Below are 16,618 nucleotides of genomic sequence, written 5' to 3' on the forward strand. Positions count from 1 at the left end.
CAGCCGGACCGCAAGCATCAATTTGAGATTTGGAAACTACCGCAATAGAACAGCGCGTCTTAGGCGTGACCGCCTTTGATCGTTCTGCGCACCGTCTGAGCCAAGGCCCAAAGACGCGGGTTCGATTTTATCGTGCGCTTCAAGGCGCTCTTGACCGTAAAGGGCAAGGTCACGGCAAGTCCCTGGGGCTTCAGCGCGAGATAGCTGTCGAACAACGGATAGACCTCATTGCTCCATTCCGATTTGTGCCGCGCCGCCCCGACTCCGAGGTCGAAATAGGCGAGGCCGTCATTGCACGCCTCTTCGATTTGGTGGCGCAGGAGCTGCGCCCCCGGCGACTGGCGCTGGAAGGGGCTGTCCGCCAGAGACGACAAGAGCACGTTCACTCTGTCGTGAACGACCGTTCCCGAAAAGGTAGCGAGAATCTCGCCGTTCAACGCGACATAGCCGAGCCGTAAGCGGCTTGGGCTGTCCTCGGGCAACATGACCAGCGCAGCGTAGAAGGCGCGCGCTTCGGGCGTGAAGATATCCGTCACACCCATGGCGGCAAACTGGGTTGCCTTTTGGGCAAAGAACGTCTCGAGCACCTCACGCTTCTCCTGCGTGGTCTCGGCCCAGCCATATTCGAGAGTACCGGCTTCCCAAAGACGCCGTTCCTTGCGCAACAGGCTCTGACGCGCGCGCTTTTTGTACCGCTCGCAATAGAGTGTCTCGAAGTCGCCGAGCCGAACCGCGAAACCGCTATTGGGCGCGGGCTGGTGCGAGAGCAGGCCAAATGGATTGGGTGTGCCGCCCCAGTCGAAAGGTTGGGCCTCGAGTGCGGCGACCGACGCTCCCGACCACCGGCCGACTTCGTTGAGGATGCGGGATAGGTCCGACTTCGAAAGCGCCGAAGCGAATGCGAGACGAAACAGGCCGAACAAATAGTTGGCGTGGTCCTGGCTAAGCCAGCGCAGCACCGTCAGGCCGCCGACCGTCTTGGTCTCGAACGGCAGTAGAAACTGAACTTGCCCGTCGCTCCCATATCCAATCGCGACGACAGGCGACCGGCCTTGCGCGGCGAGCACATGCGCCGACCACGCACGAGCCCAGTCGAACGTCTGTGCGCTGGTGCAATACACCGCAGCCTCGATTGCGCGCCACTCCGAAGCAATGGTTTGCAAATCGGAGGTCATCTTCATCGAGACGAGACCCGCGGACGTCTCGAACGAGAGGTCGTCCGTTCGAACCGCTTCCATGTCGGATGTCTGCGCGCCAGATCGAGCCAAAGCCGTAAAACCCATCGATTGAACCTTATCGCGACAGTTTAGTAGATAGCGGTGAGAACCGTTTGTTTCGTAGCAATTCTTTCGCAAGAAACCGGCGTCAGACTAACCACGACGATGCAGGGACCTTGGCAGAGCGAGGTTAACGGTTGATGCTTGTGAATGCGGGAGACAACGATGGCGAAGGGTAAAGCCGCCGTAATGCGCGCCGCGCTCACGGGCCTTCACCGAACGGGAGCCGGCCGCTTGCTTGCGCCGTTCACCCAAGGCCAGGGACTGATCTTCATGCTCCATCGGGTGAGACCTGAAACAGGTGTCCCGCGGGAGTACGCGCCCAATCGCATTTTGGAAGTGAGCCCGGAGTTTCTGGGTAACGTCCTGGATCAGGTTCTCGAGGCAGGGCTCGATATCGTCACACTCGACGACGCCGCCGAACGTCTCCGGCATGGGGCAGGGGGGCGCTTTGCCTGCTTCACCTTCGACGACGGCTATCGGGACAACAAGGAACATGCTCTGCCGCTGTTCCAGGCCCGCAACGTGCCGCTTACGCTCTACATTCCGACCGCCTATCCGAGCGGCCATGGCGAGTTGTGGTGGGTCGCGCTGGAAGAAGCCATCGACCGCGCGCCCGACGAGATCTCGATCGACCGCGACGTCGCCCCGTGGCGGCTTCCAACCGGGACTGACGCGGACAAGACCCGCGCCTACGAGAAGATCTACTGGTGGCTGCGCGCGCTCCCCGAGACAGACATGCGCGCCAAAGTCCGCGAGCTTGCCGAACGCCATGGCATCGACCTTTCGAAACAATGCCGCGACTTGATCATGACGTGGGATGAGCTTCGCGACATGGCGGCCGAGCCGCTCGTCACGATGGGCGCCCACACCAAGGATCACTTCGCCCTCGCGAAGCTCCCCGAAGACGAAGCGCTGGCGCAGATCGTGGAAAGCGCCGACCGTCTGGAGGCCGAGCTTGGCACGCGGCCGGCCCATTTCGCCTATCCCTATGGCGATCCGGGCAGCGCGGGCCCACGCGATTTTGCGCTGGCTGAAGGCGCCGGCTTTCGCACGGCGGTCACCACGCGCAAGGGCATGCTCTTTCCTGCCCACAAGGACCACCTCACGGCGCTGCCGCGCGTGTCGCTGAATGGGGAATTTCAAGACCTGTCCTATACGGCCCTGTACCTGACCGGCGCGCCCTTCGCCATTTGGAACGGATTCCAGCAGGTGGATGCCGCTTGAGGCGCGACGGTTCTCGACGCCCCTAGTCGGGACGGGCCATCCACCGGATGAGCAGCGCTGCGGGAGCGACCCACAGAAGCCCCGCGACCAGGAAATAGAGGAACTGGAAGACGCTATTCGTCTCGGCAATGCGGCCGGAGCCGATTGCCGCCGCAATCGCGATATAGACGACGAGAAAGACCAGCAGCATGATCGTGCCAACGAACTTGCGCACCGGTCCGCTCATGTCGTCGCACCCCGCAACACGGATGCGGCCCGGCCATTGAGTTCCAACGAAGAGGCCATTATCACCGCGCCCATGAGTGTTTCCGCCACGCAGCCCAGTACAGAGCCCGACGTGCAGCCTGTGGTAGCAGCATCCGGCACCGAAGCGATGCCGCCATGGCATGTCCGGGCGTTGCGCCTGTGGCTTTCGTTTGTCGCGCTGCTCATCGTCGCCATGATCCTCGTTGGGGGCGCCACGCGCCTCACCGATTCCGGCCTGTCCATCACGGAATGGCAGCCGATCGTCGGCGCCATACCGCCTTTATCCGACGCCCATTGGCAAGAGGCATTCGACGCCTACAAGCAGATCCCCGAATATTCCCAGGTCAATCAGGGCATGGATTTGCAGGGCTTCAAGGCGATCTATTGGTGGGAGTGGGCCCATCGCTTCCTCGGCCGCTTCATCGGGCTCGTCTTTTTCGTACCCTTCGTCGCTTTTTGGTTCGCGGGCTATGTCCCGCGGCCCTTGCTGCCCCGTCTGCTGGGTCTCTTCGTTCTCGGGGGCCTCCAGGGTGCGCTCGGCTGGTACATGGTCAAGAGCGGCCTCGTGGACCGGGTCGATGTGAGCCAATACCGTCTGGCGGCTCACTTTGGCGTCGCGGTCCTGATTTTCGGCTACACGCTATGGCTCATCCTCAATCTCGGACGCGGGCCTAGAGGGGCTGTGGCCGCGAGAACGCCGGCGCTTGTCGCCGGTGTTGTCCTCGTCCTGGTATACCTACAGCTCCTGGCAGGCGCGCTCGTCGCCGGCATCGATGGGGGCATGGGCTTCAATACCTGGCCGCTGATGAACGGGGCCGTCATTCCAGCCGGTCTCGGCGCCGCGGAGCCGTGGTACCTCAATATCTTCGAAAACCCGCTGACGGTGCAGTTCGACCATCGCGTGCTGGGGTACACGGTCGTCCTCGCGGCCGTGCTTCAGGCCGTTTGGCTGGCCCGCAACCCCGATACCGATGGCTTGCGGCCCAGCGCGACGGCGCTTGCAGTTCTATCGCTGCTGCAAGTCGCGCTCGGGATCTGGACGCTGCTCAGCTTCGTGCCGATCGAACTCGGCCTTGCCCACCAGGCTGGCGCCATCGCCGTCTTTGCAGCCGCGCTCTACCATTTTTGGCGGTGCGTAGCCGGCGAAGCGCCGGCACGCAGTCAGACAGCCGCGAGCGCCTGATCCAGATCGGCAATGATGTCGTCGACATCCTCGAGGCCGATGGACAGCCGCACGACATCTGCACCCGCACCGGCACGCTCGCGCGCTTCATCCCCGAGCTGACGATGAGTCGTCGAGGCCGGATGAATGATGAGGCTCCGCGTATCACCGATATTTGCGAGGTGGCTGAAGAGTTCCACTTTGCCGACAAGGGCGATGCCGGCTTCGTAACCGCCCTTCAGTCCGAACGTGAAGACGGCACCGGCGCCTTTCGGCGCATAGCGCTGGGCAAGCGCGTGAAAGCCGTTGCCGGGAAGACCGGCGTAGTTCACCCAGGCCACCTTTTCGTGACCGGACAGCCATTCGGCGACCTGCTTGGCGTTGTCGCAGTGTCGCTGCATCCGCAAGGGCAATGTCTCGATCCCGTTGAGAATGAGGAAGGCGTTCATGGGCGAGATCGCGGGCCCGAGGTCGCGAAGCCCGAGCACCCGGCAAGCAATGGCGAACGCAAAGTTGCCGAACGTCTCGCCGAGCGTCATGCCGTGATAGCTGGCGCAAGGCGCCGACAGGGACGGATAACGGTCGGTCGCCATCCAGTCAAACGTGCCGCAATCGACGATGACACCGCCGACCGAATTGCCGTGACCGCCGAGGAATTTGGTGAGTGAGTGCACGACGATATCGGCGCCGTATTCCTTCGGCTGGGTGAGATAGGGCGTCGCCAGCGTATTGTCGACGATGAGCGGTACGCCCGCTTCCTTGGCGACGGCCGAGATCGCTTCGAGATCCGTAACGATGCCGCCCGGGTTCGCGATCGACTCCACGAAGATCGCGCGGGTCTTCGGGGTGATGGCCGCGCGGAACGACTCCGCGTCCGTGGTATCGGCCCATTTGACGTGCCAATCGAACTTCTTGAAGGCTTCGCCGAACTGATTCATCGAGCCGCCATAAAGTTGACGTGCGGCGACGAACTCGGCGCCTGGCTCCATGAGCGTGTGGAAGACGATGGCTTGCGCCGCATGACCGGATGCGACGGCGAGGGCGGCCGTGCCGCCTTCCAACGCCGCCACGCGCTCCTCGAGAACCGCCTGGGTGGGGTTCATGATCCGCGAATAGATGTTGCCGAAGGTCTCGAGATTGAATAGCGCGGCGGCATGATCCGCGTCGTCGAACACATAGGACGTGGTCTGATAAATGGGCGTCACCCGCGCGCCCGTCGATGCGTCCGGCTGCGCGCCGGCGTGAATGGCGAGTGTATTGAATCCAGGGGTACGCTCTTCCGACATTGTTTCCTCCCACGAGCTGCCGATCTAACCGTCGAGCCTTTGCAAGCCCGGCGAGATTAGGGGATCAGGCCCCGCGCGTCTTGTGTTTTACAGCGACGAACGCTTGGAACTTTCGCGCTAAGTGTCGTCGCGCAAAGTTCTCTGCTGTCCGCCTTTCGCGGCAAGGACGGGCCGCCTGCTTGAAAGCGTGCGGGAGTTCACGCCCGCCCAGCCGATCTCGCCGGACAGCCGCCCGTACTCAATCTTCGGACAGCGATCCATGACGACCTTGAGCCCGGCATCTTCGGCGAGATGCGCGGCCTCGTCGTTCCGCACGCCGATCTGCATCCAGACCACCTTCGCACCGATGCGAATGGCGTCTTCGGTGATGCCAAGCGCCGCTTCTGAATTGCGGAAGATATCCACAACGTCCACGGGCCGGCCGATGTCGTCGAGCGATGCACTGACGGTTCGGTCGACAACCGTCTGTCCGCCGAGACCCGGATTCACCGGGATCACGTCATAGCCCTTGGACAGGAGATACTTCATCACGAAGTAGCTCGGCCGCGTCGTCTTCGCGCTGGCGCCGACCACGGCGAACGTCCGGTGCTTAAGGAGAATGTCGCGAATGTAGGAGTCCGGATAACTGTCGTGGTTCATTACTATTCCGCGTGCACATTGCCTGAAAACACGTAATGCGTGTATAAAGACTCTTGGGGGATCAGAGCATGAAACTCTATTCCATTACCAAGAGCACAGTACGCGCCTACGTCATCGCCTATTTCGCGCGTGGGCGCCGCATGCCCACGCCGGGGATGAACGTGCGACGGGCCTACGGCTATTCGGATAGAGCGTGGGCGGAAGTCGCAAACGACATAAACAAATACGGTTGGATGGACCAGCTCGGTGTCTTGCTGGATGCCCATGAGATGGCGCCGCTCAAGACAGTCGAAGAGATCGTGGATCTCATCTGGTCCAAACGCTCCGCCAGGAAGGCCGGCAGCGGCACGCGAACACGAAAATCAGTCCGAACGGCACAAACGGCGAAGCGAAACCCGCGTGCCCCCAAATCGCGGCGCAGGACAGCCATTCAACGCAAACCAACGACCGGCAATGTAGCCGAAAGCAAGAAGGCCGTGCGCGTAAGGCGCCGCACCTCATCGCGCGAGAAAGCCGCCCACGGGGAACGCTAGCCTAGGACGAGCCAACGAGGAGCACGACGAACCGTTTCGCCAGAGTACCAACAGGGGGGTTCGGACAATGGCAAAAGGCATTTTGGCAAGAGGCATTCTGAGGGCACTAGCGGGCGCCGGCATCGTTATCGCTGGTCTTGGTGCGGCTGAGGCGCAGACCGAATGGCCGGAACCTCTCCGGATTTCAGCTGCCACGGATGTTACGGCGGAGGTATTGACTGCTGGACCGCTCGCATCGCTATTCGGCGGCGACTGCGCCGGAACAATCCTCCTCCGGCGGTCGAAGGATGCAATCGGCAGCATCATCTCGCCAACGTGTTTCGAAGATGCCCAGGGCGCACAATTCGCCTGGGCCGACGACGCAATATCAAACGATGAAGTCTGGTCTGCACAGGGTGTCGTCGCGGCGCGGTTCATGCACCGTGGGCAGACACAGCGCTATAGCCCTTACGTGCAGAACCTCGCGTTCGCCCCTTACGCCTATTTCGACAGGGTGGCGAGCGGCGGCAGCGTCGTCGACGGTATCGACAATCTGACGTATGGAGCCGTGTTCGAACTCTCCGTCGCCAATGTGTTGGGCGCGACGCACTATTTCGACATCGATGCCGAAGTCGTTTCGAGCTTCGACGGCAGCGCCAAGAACTGGTCCGTGGGCGCCGAGTGGCAGCCCATCGGCTATCTGCGCACCGGAAAGACGGTCCTGCGCTATTTCGGACAGCCAATGGGCTTTGGGCGCAACTTCCTCTGGACCGTCACGCCGAAGATTTACGGCGAGTATGTCTCGGAGTTGTCGGAAGCGGCATTGCAGCCGATCTTCGCCGACCGGAACGAGGCTCTGCGGGTAGGGCCGGCGGTCACCGTTAACCTCTATGGCATCAAGGAATTCGTTGACGTTCCGTGGTGGGCCCAAAGGTTCAGTCTCGAAGTCACCTACGGCTGGCTCTACGACACACTGTCCGAACTCGATTACGAGCTTTTGGATTCGTCGGTCACGATGGCTCTCGACGATAAGGGCCATCTCGGGCTCACGCTGAGCTACCGTAAAGGCCAACTCCTCGAGACGGGACAGGACGTAGACTTGGCGAAGCTCGGGCTTTCGCTCAGTTACTAGTGGGTGCTAGCGCGGCCAGTTCGGCTCACGCTTGTCGAGAAAGGCCCCGATGCCTTCTTCGGCTTCGGCATCGAGCATGTTCTCGACCATGACCGAAGCGGTGTAGCGGTAGGCCTCGTCGAGCGGCATCTCGGCCTGGCGGTAGAAAGCTTCCTTGCCGATCTTCAGCGTCCGTCCTGGCTTGCTCGCGATCGTGCGCCCAAACGCAACGGCCTCGTTCACAACCCGGTCGGCGGCGACCACCCGGTTCAGGAGTCCAAGCCGCATGGCGTCCTCGGCGCCGACCATCTCGCCCAGAAGCAACATCTCCATCGCCGCCTTCCGCGACACGTTACGGCTCAGCGCTACCATGGGTGTCGAGCAGAAGAGACCGATATTCACGCCCGGCGTGGCGAAGCGGGCATCGGTAGCAGCGACGGCAAGATCGCAGGTCGCCACGAGCTGACAGCCGGCCGCCGTCGCAATCCCGTTCACCGCAGCAATGACGGGCTTCGGCAAGCGAACGATGGCCAGCATCATCTCTGCGCAGGTGCGCATGGTGTCTTCGTAGAAGGCACGGCCCTTGTCCGGGTCGTTGCGGTGGGCCGTGAGCTCTTTCAGGTCGTGGCCGGACGAGAAGGCGGGTCCCGCGCCCGTCAGCACGACGGCGCGGACGCTATCGCTCTCCGCCGCGTCGGCCAACGCGCCGCGAACGGCCGTCATGAGATCCATCGACAGGCAGTTCCGGGCCTTGGGCCGATTGAGTGTCAGCACCCGGACCGCGCCTTGGTCTTCGCTCAAAAGGATGTTCTCGTCGTCGCTCATCGTTGCCCCGGATTGCTTTCTTTGGGTTTGCCGCCAACTCGCTTACACCAACTGGAGGAAAACTCACGTAGATTCAGCCGTCTCTATGGAGGTAATTTAATACCACATACCTAGTATATTGATTTTACGTGCTTAATTAAATCCGCTTGACCGCCTCCAAACCAACCGTTAGAAGCGCCGATCTTTCGGTTGAGACGCAAGAGTGACGCGAACCATGAAAACCTTTTCCGCCACGCCCAAGGACATCGAAAAGTCCTGGGTTCTGATTGACGCCAGCGGCCTTGTGGTAGGCCGACTCGCGGCGCTTATTGCGACGCGGCTGCGCGGCAAGCACAAGCCCGGCTACACGCCTCACTTGGACGATGGCGACAACATCATCGTCATCAACGCCGGCGACGTGATCTTCTCGGGCAACAAGCGCGCCGAGAAAACCTATTACTGGCACACCGGCCATCCGGGCGGCATCAAGAGCCGTACCGCCGAGAAAGTGCTCGATGGGAAGCATCCGGAGCGCGTGCTGCATAAGGCCGTCGAGCGCATGCTCCCGCGCGGCCCGCTGGCCCGCCAGCAGCTGAAGAACCTCAAAGTCTACGCGGGCCCCGAGCATCCCCACGAGGCGCAGAACCCCGTGCCGCTGGATGTCGCTGCCCTGAACACGAAGAACGCAAGGAGCGTCTAGGAGCCATGAGCGAAACGAACACGCTAGAAGATCTGGCTCAGCTGCAGACCGAGGGCGACGCCCCCGCATCCGAGCAACGCGTCTACGAGCGCAAGGTCGACGATCTCGGCCGCGCCTACGCCACGGGCAAGCGTAAAGACGCCGTCGCCCGTGTCTGGGTGAAGCAGGGCCCCGGCAACATCACCGTGAACGGCAAAGACCACACGGCCTATTTTGCCCGTCCGGTGCTTCAGATGATCCTGAAGCAGCCGCTGGTGACAGCTGCCCGCGAGGGACAGATCGACGTGGTCTGCACGGTTTCCGGCGGCGGTCTTTCCGGCCAGGCCGGCGCGGTGCGTCACGGCATTTCCAAGGCGCTCACCCATTTCGAGCCGGAGCTGCGCTCCGTTCTCAAGAGGGCGGGCTTCCTGACCCGGGATGCCCGTACGGTCGAGCGTAAGAAGTACGGCAGAGCCAAGGCCCGCCGCAGCTTCCAGTTCTCCAAGCGCTAGTAACTCTCACGCTTGTTCTGAATTGTTGCGGGAGAGGGGCGCTGCCTCTCTCCCGTTTTTCGTTTTGAGCCGTCAAAGCCCGCCGGAGGCGGGTCAACCTTTCCGGGGTCGACATGACCAGCACACAGACGATCCGGGCCGCCGTGCTCGGCGCTTCCGGGTATACCGGCGCCGATTTGATCCGGCTTGCAGCCAGACATCCCAATATCGAAATCACGGCGCTGATCGCGAAGGCCCATGCCGGCCAGCCGCTCGCGAAGGTCTATCCGCACTTCGCAAGCCTCGACCTGCCGGCGCTCGTGACGTCGGACGAGGTGGACTGGAACGAGGTGGACGTGGCCTTTTGCGGTCTGCCGCACGGCACGGCCCATAGCGAGATCGCCAAGCTCCCCGAAAACGTCAAGGTGGTCGACATGTCCGCCGATTTCCGTCTGCGGGATCTCGGTACATACGCGCAGTGGTACGGTGGGGAGCACGGCGCGCCCGAACTGGCCGACGGCGCGGTGTACGGCCTGACCGAACATTATCGCGACGCCATCGCCGATGCCCGTCTCGTCGCTTGTCCCGGGTGTTATCCGACGGCGGTGCTACTGGCACTTCTTCCGTTGGCAAAGACCGGGCTCATCGCGACAGACGGCATCATCATCGATGCCAAGTCGGGCGTCTCCGGCGCGGGCCGTTCATTGAAGCAGAACATTCTGTTCTCCGAAGCCGGCGAAGGGCTATCGCCTTACGGCGTCGGCACGCATCGGCACGTACCCGAAATTGAGCAAGAGCTCGGCGCAGCGGCCGGCACCTCCGTGACCGTGAACTTCACGCCCCATCTCGTGCCCATGACGCGGGGGGAGCTGTGCACCTGCTACGTCCAGCTCGGCACCGGCAAGACTGCGGACGACGCCCGTCAGGGGCTTGAAGACGCTTATGCGGGCAGCCCGTTCGTACGCGTGGTCGAGGAGGGCGTCATTCCGGCGACACAGCACGTGCGCGGATCGAACTACTGCCATATCGGCGTCTTCGCCGACCGGATTCCCGGCCGGGCGATCGTGATCTCCACGATCGATAATCTGGTGAAGGGCTCGGCCGGCCAAGCGCTGCAGAACTTCAACGTGATGTACGGCCTTGACGAGACCACCGCGCTGGAACAGCTGCCGCTGTTCCCGTAGGCGACGACGCCTGTCGGGAATTAGTCGTGGGCCTTCACATAGCTGCCGGGAGCGTCCTCAATCGGCGGGAACAGCCCCGTCGAGGGATCGCGCGCCGGCACTTTCTCTCCCGACAGGTTCTGGAGCCACGCCGCCCAGTCGGGCCACCACGAACCCGGCACCTCCTTGGCGGCCTCGACCCACGCCTCGAAGGTCTCGGCGGGCTTACCCGTCCAGTACTGGTACTTCTTCTTCGCGGGAGGATTCACAACGCCCGCAATATGGCCTGACCCGGCCATGACAAGACGCACATCGCCGCCATAGAGCTGGCTTCCCCGGTAGACCGAGGCAGCAGGGGCGATGTGATCTTCCCGTGTGAACAGTTCGTAGATCGGGATCGTGATCTTCGAGAGGTCGAGCTTGACCCCCCCGAGTTCCATCTCACCCTTGCTGAGACGGTTCTCATGATAGAACTCGCGCAAATAGAACGCATGGTTCGCTGCCGGCATCCGCGTAGAATCGGCGTTCCAGAACAAGAGATCGAAGGGGAAGGGCTTTTTGCCCAGGAGATAGTTGTTCACGACGTAAGGCCAGATCAGGTCCTTGGGCCGCAGCATGTTGAACACCGCCGCCATGCGCGAGCCGTCGAGATAGCCGCGCTCGGCCATCATCTCTTCCAACGACTTGAGCTGCGCGTCGTCGATGAACATCAGGAGGTCCCCGGCCTCCGTGAAATCGACCTGCGCTGTCAGGAAGGTCGCGGTTGCGATCCTGTCGTCCCCCTTTGCCGCGCAATAGGCCAGTGCGGATGCGAGCAGCGTGCCGCCCACGCAATACCCCATGAGGTTGACATGATGCAGCCCGAGCTGCCGGTTCACGACCTCCACGGCTTTGAGAATGCCTTGGTGCATGTAGTCTTCGAAGGTCTTTTGCGCCAAGTTCGAGTCGGGGTTCACCCAGGAGATCATGAAGACCGTGAAACCCTGGTCGACCGCATATTTGACCAGTGACTTCTCTGGCTTGAGATCGAGGATGTAGTACTTGTTGATCCACGGCGGCGCGATGATCAGCGGCGTCTTCGAGACTTCCTCCGTGGTCGGCTCATACTGAATCAGCTGGATCAGCTCGTTCTGGTAAATCACCTTGCCTGGCGTGATCGCCAAATCCCGACCGACTTCGAAGGCCGACAGGTCGGTCTGGCTCACACGCAAAAGGTCTTTGGACTGACCGATGTCCTCGGCGAGGAGCGCCATGCCCTGAACCAGATTCTCAGCATTGGTGGCGAGCGTCGTCCGGACCACTTCGGGGTTGGTGAAGGGATTGTTGGAAGGCGACATCGCCGACAGGACCTGCCCCAAATAGAACATGGCCTTGCGCCGCGTCTTGTCGTCGACGCCTTCCGTGTTCTTGGTCACGTCCTCAGCCCAGCGGGAGGTGATCAGGTAGGCCTGCTTCCAGAAGTCGAAGTACTGATTCTCCGACCAACCGGGATCGTTGAAGCGGTTGTCGCCGGGGTCGGGCTCTGCGACCGGCTCGACGTCCTCACCCAGAAACTTGCGGACGGAGCGTCCCCAGAGGTTTGCGTAGCTGCTGAAGAGGTCGCCCTGTGCGGCGGCCAGCTTGCTCGGATTCGAGACCAACGCCTGCGCCACCGACCCGAGGGTCTTGGCGGCCTCGCCGACCTCGGAAGCCACGCTGTAAGGGCTGTTCCCGCTCGACGCGTTGCGCTCGGCTAACGAGGAGGCGACCTTCGCACCCTGGTCGAACAGGCGCACCATGTTCCGCGCGAACGCATCGAAATTCATCGTGTCCTGCGCTTCGTCTTCGGTCTTGTCGCCGCCCGTGGGACCTCCCGCCCCAGCTTTTCCATCCCGGCCGTCGTCACGCATTGAAGTGCCTCGATCTCTCTCCCCAGGACCACATTTCCGCCGATTTGTCGTAGCGTGGTTGCGCCAGCTTCCGCCGAACTTGTCATTGTGCTATGCAATATAGCGATTTGGCGGGTCGGTTCGCCAGGGGAAACTCCATTAGAGCAAAAGCGTCGTGTATTTTTTACAGTCAGCTTACCGGCTGGCGGCAGTTCTGTCCGTCATCCTTTTGTCTGGATGTGCAAGCAGTCTGCCGGATCAGGGCCCTCTGCAGCGGTTCAGCGACGCCATCCGTAGCTACGACAACACGCTGACGAAGTCGGAGCGTGAAGCGGCGATTACGGATCTAAAGCAGGAGAAGGACCGGCAAGAGGCTCAGGTCAAACAGGTGAAAAGCACACCGAAAACGAACTAAAATCAAAGCGAACCGACCGAAGGTCTAAAGTCCGAGATGCTTGCCGGGCGGGGCCGTTTCGTGGTTCAACGTCAGACTCCCAATTTCAGAAAGATCGGGTGGGGATAACCGTCCGTGCAGAACGAATTTCATAGGATCAAGCGGCTGCCGCCGTATGTCTTTGAGCAGGTGAACAAGCTCAAGGCCGGTGCGCGCGCCCGCGGCGAGGACATCATCGACTTCGGGATGGGCAATCCCGATATGCCGACACCGCCGCACATTATCGAAAAGCTGGTGGAAACGGTCCGCGACCCCAAGGCCAACCGCTATTCGGCGTCGAAGGGCATCCAGGGCCTCCGCAAGGCGCAGGCCGCGTACTACGACCGTCGCTTCGGGGTGAAACTCAATCCCGACACGCAGGTTGTCGCCACGCTCGGCTCCAAGGAGGGCTTCGCCAACATGGCCCAGGCGATCACCGCCCCGGGCGATGTGATCCTGGTCCCGAACCCGACCTATCCGATCCACGAGTTCGGCTTCATCATGTCCGGCGGCGTGATCCGGCATCTGCCGGCCAGCACCGATTCCCAGTTCATGGTCTCGCTCGACAAGGCCATGCGCCACAGCGTGCCGAAGCCGTCGGTTCTCGTGCTCAATTATCCTGCGAACCCGACTGCCGTGGTCGCAAACCGCGATTTCTATGCGGATGTCGTCGCCTACGCCAAGAAGCACGACCTGATCGTGCTTTCCGATCTCGCTTATGCGGAGATCTACTTCGAGGGCGAACCGCCCGGATCGTTTCTCGAGATCCCCGGCGCAATGGATATCGCGGTCGAGTTCACGTCCGTGTCCAAGACCTATTCCATGCCCGGATGGCGCATCGGCTTTGCCGTCGGCAACGAGCGCCTCATCCAGGCCCTGACCCGGGTGAAGTCCTATCTCGATTATGGCGCGTTCACCCCGATCCAGGTGGCGGCCGCGGCCGCGCTGAACGGCCCGCAGGACTGCGTGGACGAGATCCGGGGCGTCTACCGGCGCCGGCGCGATACGCTCGTGGATGCCATCACCCGCGCGGGCTGGCCCATTCCGTCGCCACCGGCCACGATGTTCGCGTGGGCGCCGATCCCGGACATGTTCGCCCATATCGGCTCGCTTGAATTCTCGAAGCTCCTTCTTGAGAGAGCATCCGTCGCCGTGGCGCCGGGTGTCGGCTTCGGCGAGTACGGCGAGGGCTATGTGCGCATTGCGCTTGTCGAGAACGAGCAGCGCATTCGCCAGGCCGCCCGCAACATCCGCAAGTTCCTCACCGAGTCGGCCAACGAGCTGCACAACGTCATTCCTCTGGCCTCCAAAGCCCAGCGGACGCTATAGCTCTTTCCATGTCAGACCCTCTGAAGCTTGGACTGGCCGGAATCGGCACTGTCGGCACTGGCCTCGTGCAGTTGATCGCCGCGCGCGCGGACACGCTTGCCGCCAAGACCGGCCGGCCCATCGAGATCGTCGCCGTCTCGGCGCGGAACAAGCGCAAGAAGCGCGGGGCCGACGTGTCCAAGATGCGCTTCGTCTCCGATCCTGTCGCTCTGGCAAATGACCCCGAGATCGATGTCTTCGTCGAGCTGATCGGCGGCGAAGACGGACCTGCCAAAGCGGCTGTCGAGGCCGCGTTACAGGCAGGCAAGCATGTGGTCACCGCCAACAAGGCACTGCTGGCCCATCATGGACCGGCGCTTGCCGCGCTCGCGGAGAAGAACGGTGTCGCCCTGAACTTCGAAGGCGCCGTGGCCGGCGGCATCCCCGTCGTCAAGGCGATACGCGAGGGCCTGCAAGGCAACGACATTACCCGGGTGTTCGGCATCCTCAACGGCACCTGCAACTACATCCTCACAAAGATGGAGCGGGAAGGCCGCGACTTCGCCGATGTCCTGAAAGAGGCGCAGGAACAGGGTTACGCGGAAGCCGATCCCACCTTCGACGTCGGCGGCTTCGACACCGCCCATAAACTCTCTCTGCTCACGAGCCTCGCGTTCGGCACGAAGACCCGGTTCGACGCTGTTTACGTGGAGGGCATCGAAACGATCACCCCGACCGACATCGAGGCGGCGACCGACCTTGGCTATCGCATCAAGTTGCTGGGCGTTGCGCTCAGAACCGATAGCGGCATCGAGCAGCGCGTGCATCCGACCATGGTGCCCAAGGACACGGCCATCGCGAATGTCGACGGTGTATCCAATTGCGTTGCGATCGATGGCGACTTCGTCGGCGACGTGATGCTGATCGGGCCCGGCGCCGGCGGCGGCCCGACGGCATCGGCGGTCATGAGCGACATCATCGATATCGCCCGCGGTATCGTTCTGCGGCCCTTTGGCGTCAAGGCCACGAACCTCAAGGCCTACAAGAAGGCGGCCATGCGCGCGCATGAGGGCGGCTATTACATTCGCCTCTCGGTCTACGACCGGACGGGCGCCTTCGCCGCCATCGCCCAACGCATGGCGATGCAGGACATTTCCCTCGAGAGCATCGTTCAGCGCCGTCCGAGCAGCGAACGCCCCGGCGAGGGGCGGACGCCCCGGAAGAAGGGCGAGCCGCAGGCCAGTATCGTCATGGTCACCCATGAGACAACGGAGGCCGCCGTTCGAAAGGCGCTCGCTGCCATCCAAAAGGACGGCCATGTCGATTCGAAGCCACAAATGATCCGAATCGAGAAGCTTTGACGGCGATGGCGCCGGCGTAAGATGGCGCGCGTTGAAGCGAGGGAGGTTTTGACGTGTCAAAGGCTGTTGAGAAGGCAGAACTCGACCGCGCCTTGGCGCTCGATATCGTTCGGGTGACCGAAGCGACCGCCGTCGCTGCGGCGCAATGGCTCGGGCGCGGGGACGAGGCATCCGCTGACGAAGCGGCCGCGGCCACCATGCATCGCGAGCTCGCCCGATTGCCCTTCAACGGCGTCGTCGTCGTCGGTGAGGGCGAAGAAGGCGATTGCCCGGTGTTGTACATGGGGGAGCGGATCGGCGAAGGCTCGCCCTCGGGAGCCACTCTGGACGTAGCCGTCGATCCGATCGAGGGATCGACCCTCTGCGCCAAGGCGCTCCCCAACGCCATGTCGGTACTGGTGGTGGCCGAGCGCGGCAGCCTGCTCAAGGTTCCGCCCATCTACATGGAGAAGGTCGCGATAGGACCGGGCTATCCGGAGGGGATCGTCAGCGTCACCGCGACGCCGTCGGAGAATCTCAATGCATTGGCTGAGGCAAAGGGCGTGCGGGTCCAGGATCTGACCGTGTGCGTGCTTGACCGGCCGCGACACGGCACTCTCATCGAAGACATCCGCTCGGCCGGCGCGGCGCTTAGGCTCATCGGTGACGGCGATATCGCCGGCGTGATCCATGTCACCGATCCCTTGCAGACGGGCATCGACATGTATCTCGGAATCGGCGGTGCGCCCGAGGGTGTGCTGGCCGCCGCCGCGTTGACTTGCCTTGGCGGGCAGATGGAAGGGCGCCTTGTGGCACTCAACAAGGAGCATCGCGCCTGGGCCAAGCTGGCCGGCATCACCAACCTGTCCAAGACCTACGCCTTGAAGGACATGGTCTCGGGCGACCTCAGCTTCGCCGCGACGGGCATCACGGACGGGTCGATGATGGCGGGCGTTCACCGTTCCCGGACGGCGATCGCCACGGAGAGCTTGGTCATGCGCGCCTCCACGCGCACGAGGCGCTGGATCAGAACCGAACACGCCGACCCGAAGAAATTCGCCTGATCCGGGCG

General features: G+C 62.4%; 17 protein-coding genes. 11 read left to right on the forward strand and 6 right to left on the reverse strand.

Translation table 11 applies throughout. The features are described 5' to 3' along the window. Positions 1-59: 59 nt before the first annotated feature. A complete protein-coding gene (locus GL4_RS09690) occupies positions 60-1,283 on the reverse strand; it encodes a GNAT family N-acetyltransferase (RefSeq protein ID WP_082025601.1) in 1,224 nt (407 codons plus the stop codon). A 159-nt stretch (positions 1,284-1,442) separates the two neighbouring features. Between GL4_RS09690 and GL4_RS09695 the strand changes: the two genes are divergently transcribed. Further along, the gene (locus GL4_RS09695; protein ID WP_045369896.1) at positions 1,443-2,504 is read left to right on the forward strand and encodes a polysaccharide deacetylase family protein; all 1,062 of its coding nucleotides are present in this window, start codon (positions 1,443-1,445) and stop codon (positions 2,502-2,504) included. Between the two features lie 22 nt (positions 2,505-2,526). On the opposite strand, the gene GL4_RS09700 is transcribed toward GL4_RS09695, so the two are convergent. Next, positions 2,527-2,730, reverse strand: coding sequence for a DUF2842 domain-containing protein (locus GL4_RS09700; RefSeq protein ID WP_045366995.1), 204 nt, complete (start codon positions 2,728-2,730; stop codon positions 2,527-2,529). A 72-nt stretch (positions 2,731-2,802) separates the two neighbouring features. Between GL4_RS09700 and GL4_RS09705 the strand changes: the two genes are divergently transcribed. Further along, on the forward strand, positions 2,803-3,933 hold the full coding sequence (locus tag GL4_RS09705; protein ID WP_082025602.1) for a COX15/CtaA family protein: 1,131 nt from the start codon (positions 2,803-2,805) through the stop codon (positions 3,931-3,933). On the opposite strand, the gene GL4_RS09710 is transcribed toward GL4_RS09705, so the two are convergent. Both GL4_RS09710 and GL4_RS09715 read right to left on the reverse strand, forming a co-directional pair. Continuing rightward, the gene (locus tag GL4_RS09710) at positions 3,912-5,198 is read right to left on the reverse strand and encodes an O-acetylhomoserine aminocarboxypropyltransferase (protein WP_045366997.1); all 1,287 of its coding nucleotides are present in this window, start codon (positions 5,196-5,198) and stop codon (positions 3,912-3,914) included. The two genes, GL4_RS09705 and GL4_RS09710, sit on opposite strands and share 22 nt — an antisense overlap. A gap of 117 nt (positions 5,199-5,315) precedes the next feature. Continuing rightward, on the reverse strand, positions 5,316-5,837 hold the full coding sequence (locus GL4_RS09715; RefSeq protein WP_045366999.1) for a CoA-binding protein: 522 nt from the start codon (positions 5,835-5,837) through the stop codon (positions 5,316-5,318). Positions 5,838-5,905: 68 nt separating this feature from the next. Here GL4_RS09715 and GL4_RS09720 point away from each other — a divergent pair, with 68 nt between their 5' ends. Both GL4_RS09720 and GL4_RS09725 read left to right on the forward strand, forming a co-directional pair. Further along, positions 5,906-6,370, forward strand: coding sequence for a hypothetical protein (locus GL4_RS09720; RefSeq protein WP_045367001.1), 465 nt, complete (start codon positions 5,906-5,908; stop codon positions 6,368-6,370). Between the two features lie 67 nt (positions 6,371-6,437). After that, on the forward strand, positions 6,438-7,481 hold the full coding sequence (locus tag GL4_RS09725) for a hypothetical protein (RefSeq protein WP_045367003.1): 1,044 nt from the start codon (positions 6,438-6,440) through the stop codon (positions 7,479-7,481). Between the two features lie 6 nt (positions 7,482-7,487). Here the strand turns inward: GL4_RS09725 and GL4_RS09730 are convergent, their stop codons facing one another. Continuing rightward, a complete protein-coding gene (locus GL4_RS09730; protein WP_045367005.1) occupies positions 7,488-8,285 on the reverse strand; it encodes an enoyl-CoA hydratase in 798 nt (265 codons plus the stop codon). 214 nt (positions 8,286-8,499) lie between these two features. Here GL4_RS09730 and rplM point away from each other — a divergent pair, with 214 nt between their 5' ends. From rplM to argC, 3 genes are all read left to right on the forward strand, one after another. After that, positions 8,500-8,964, forward strand: coding sequence for a 50S ribosomal protein L13 (gene rplM / locus GL4_RS09735; RefSeq protein WP_045367007.1), 465 nt, complete (start codon positions 8,500-8,502; stop codon positions 8,962-8,964). A 5-nt stretch (positions 8,965-8,969) separates the two neighbouring features. Beyond that, complete coding sequence (gene rpsI / locus GL4_RS09740; protein ID WP_045367009.1) at positions 8,970-9,455, forward strand: 30S ribosomal protein S9; 486 nt, start codon at positions 8,970-8,972, stop codon at positions 9,453-9,455. Between the two features lie 113 nt (positions 9,456-9,568). After that, a complete protein-coding gene (gene argC, locus GL4_RS09745) occupies positions 9,569-10,618 on the forward strand; it encodes an N-acetyl-gamma-glutamyl-phosphate reductase (protein WP_045367011.1) in 1,050 nt (349 codons plus the stop codon). 20 nt (positions 10,619-10,638) lie between these two features. Here argC and GL4_RS09750 read toward each other — a convergent pair whose 3' ends face one another. Next, complete coding sequence (locus GL4_RS09750) at positions 10,639-12,486, reverse strand: PHA/PHB synthase family protein (RefSeq protein WP_342016307.1); 1,848 nt, start codon at positions 12,484-12,486, stop codon at positions 10,639-10,641. A 154-nt stretch (positions 12,487-12,640) separates the two neighbouring features. Here GL4_RS09750 and GL4_RS09755 point away from each other — a divergent pair, with 154 nt between their 5' ends. The 4 genes from GL4_RS09755 (at position 12,641) to glpX (ending at position 16,610) form a co-directional block, all read left to right on the forward strand. Then, positions 12,641-12,880: a hypothetical protein gene (locus GL4_RS09755; protein ID WP_045367013.1), complete on the forward strand. Its 240-nt coding sequence runs from the start codon at positions 12,641-12,643 to the stop codon at positions 12,878-12,880. A gap of 114 nt (positions 12,881-12,994) precedes the next feature. Then, on the forward strand, positions 12,995-14,227 hold the full coding sequence (locus GL4_RS09760) for an LL-diaminopimelate aminotransferase (protein ID WP_045367015.1): 1,233 nt from the start codon (positions 12,995-12,997) through the stop codon (positions 14,225-14,227). Positions 14,228-14,235: 8 nt separating this feature from the next. Next, on the forward strand, positions 14,236-15,567 hold the full coding sequence (locus tag GL4_RS09765) for a homoserine dehydrogenase (RefSeq protein ID WP_045367016.1): 1,332 nt from the start codon (positions 14,236-14,238) through the stop codon (positions 15,565-15,567). A 53-nt stretch (positions 15,568-15,620) separates the two neighbouring features. Then, the gene (glpX, locus tag GL4_RS09770) at positions 15,621-16,610 is read left to right on the forward strand and encodes a class II fructose-bisphosphatase (protein ID WP_045367018.1); all 990 of its coding nucleotides are present in this window, start codon (positions 15,621-15,623) and stop codon (positions 16,608-16,610) included. The last annotated feature ends 8 nt before the right edge of the window (positions 16,611-16,618 follow it).

Origin of the sequence: Methyloceanibacter caenitepidi (assembly GCF_000828475.1) — a bacterium.
Taxonomy (GTDB): Bacteria; Pseudomonadota; Alphaproteobacteria; order Rhizobiales; family Methyloligellaceae; genus Methyloceanibacter; species Methyloceanibacter caenitepidi.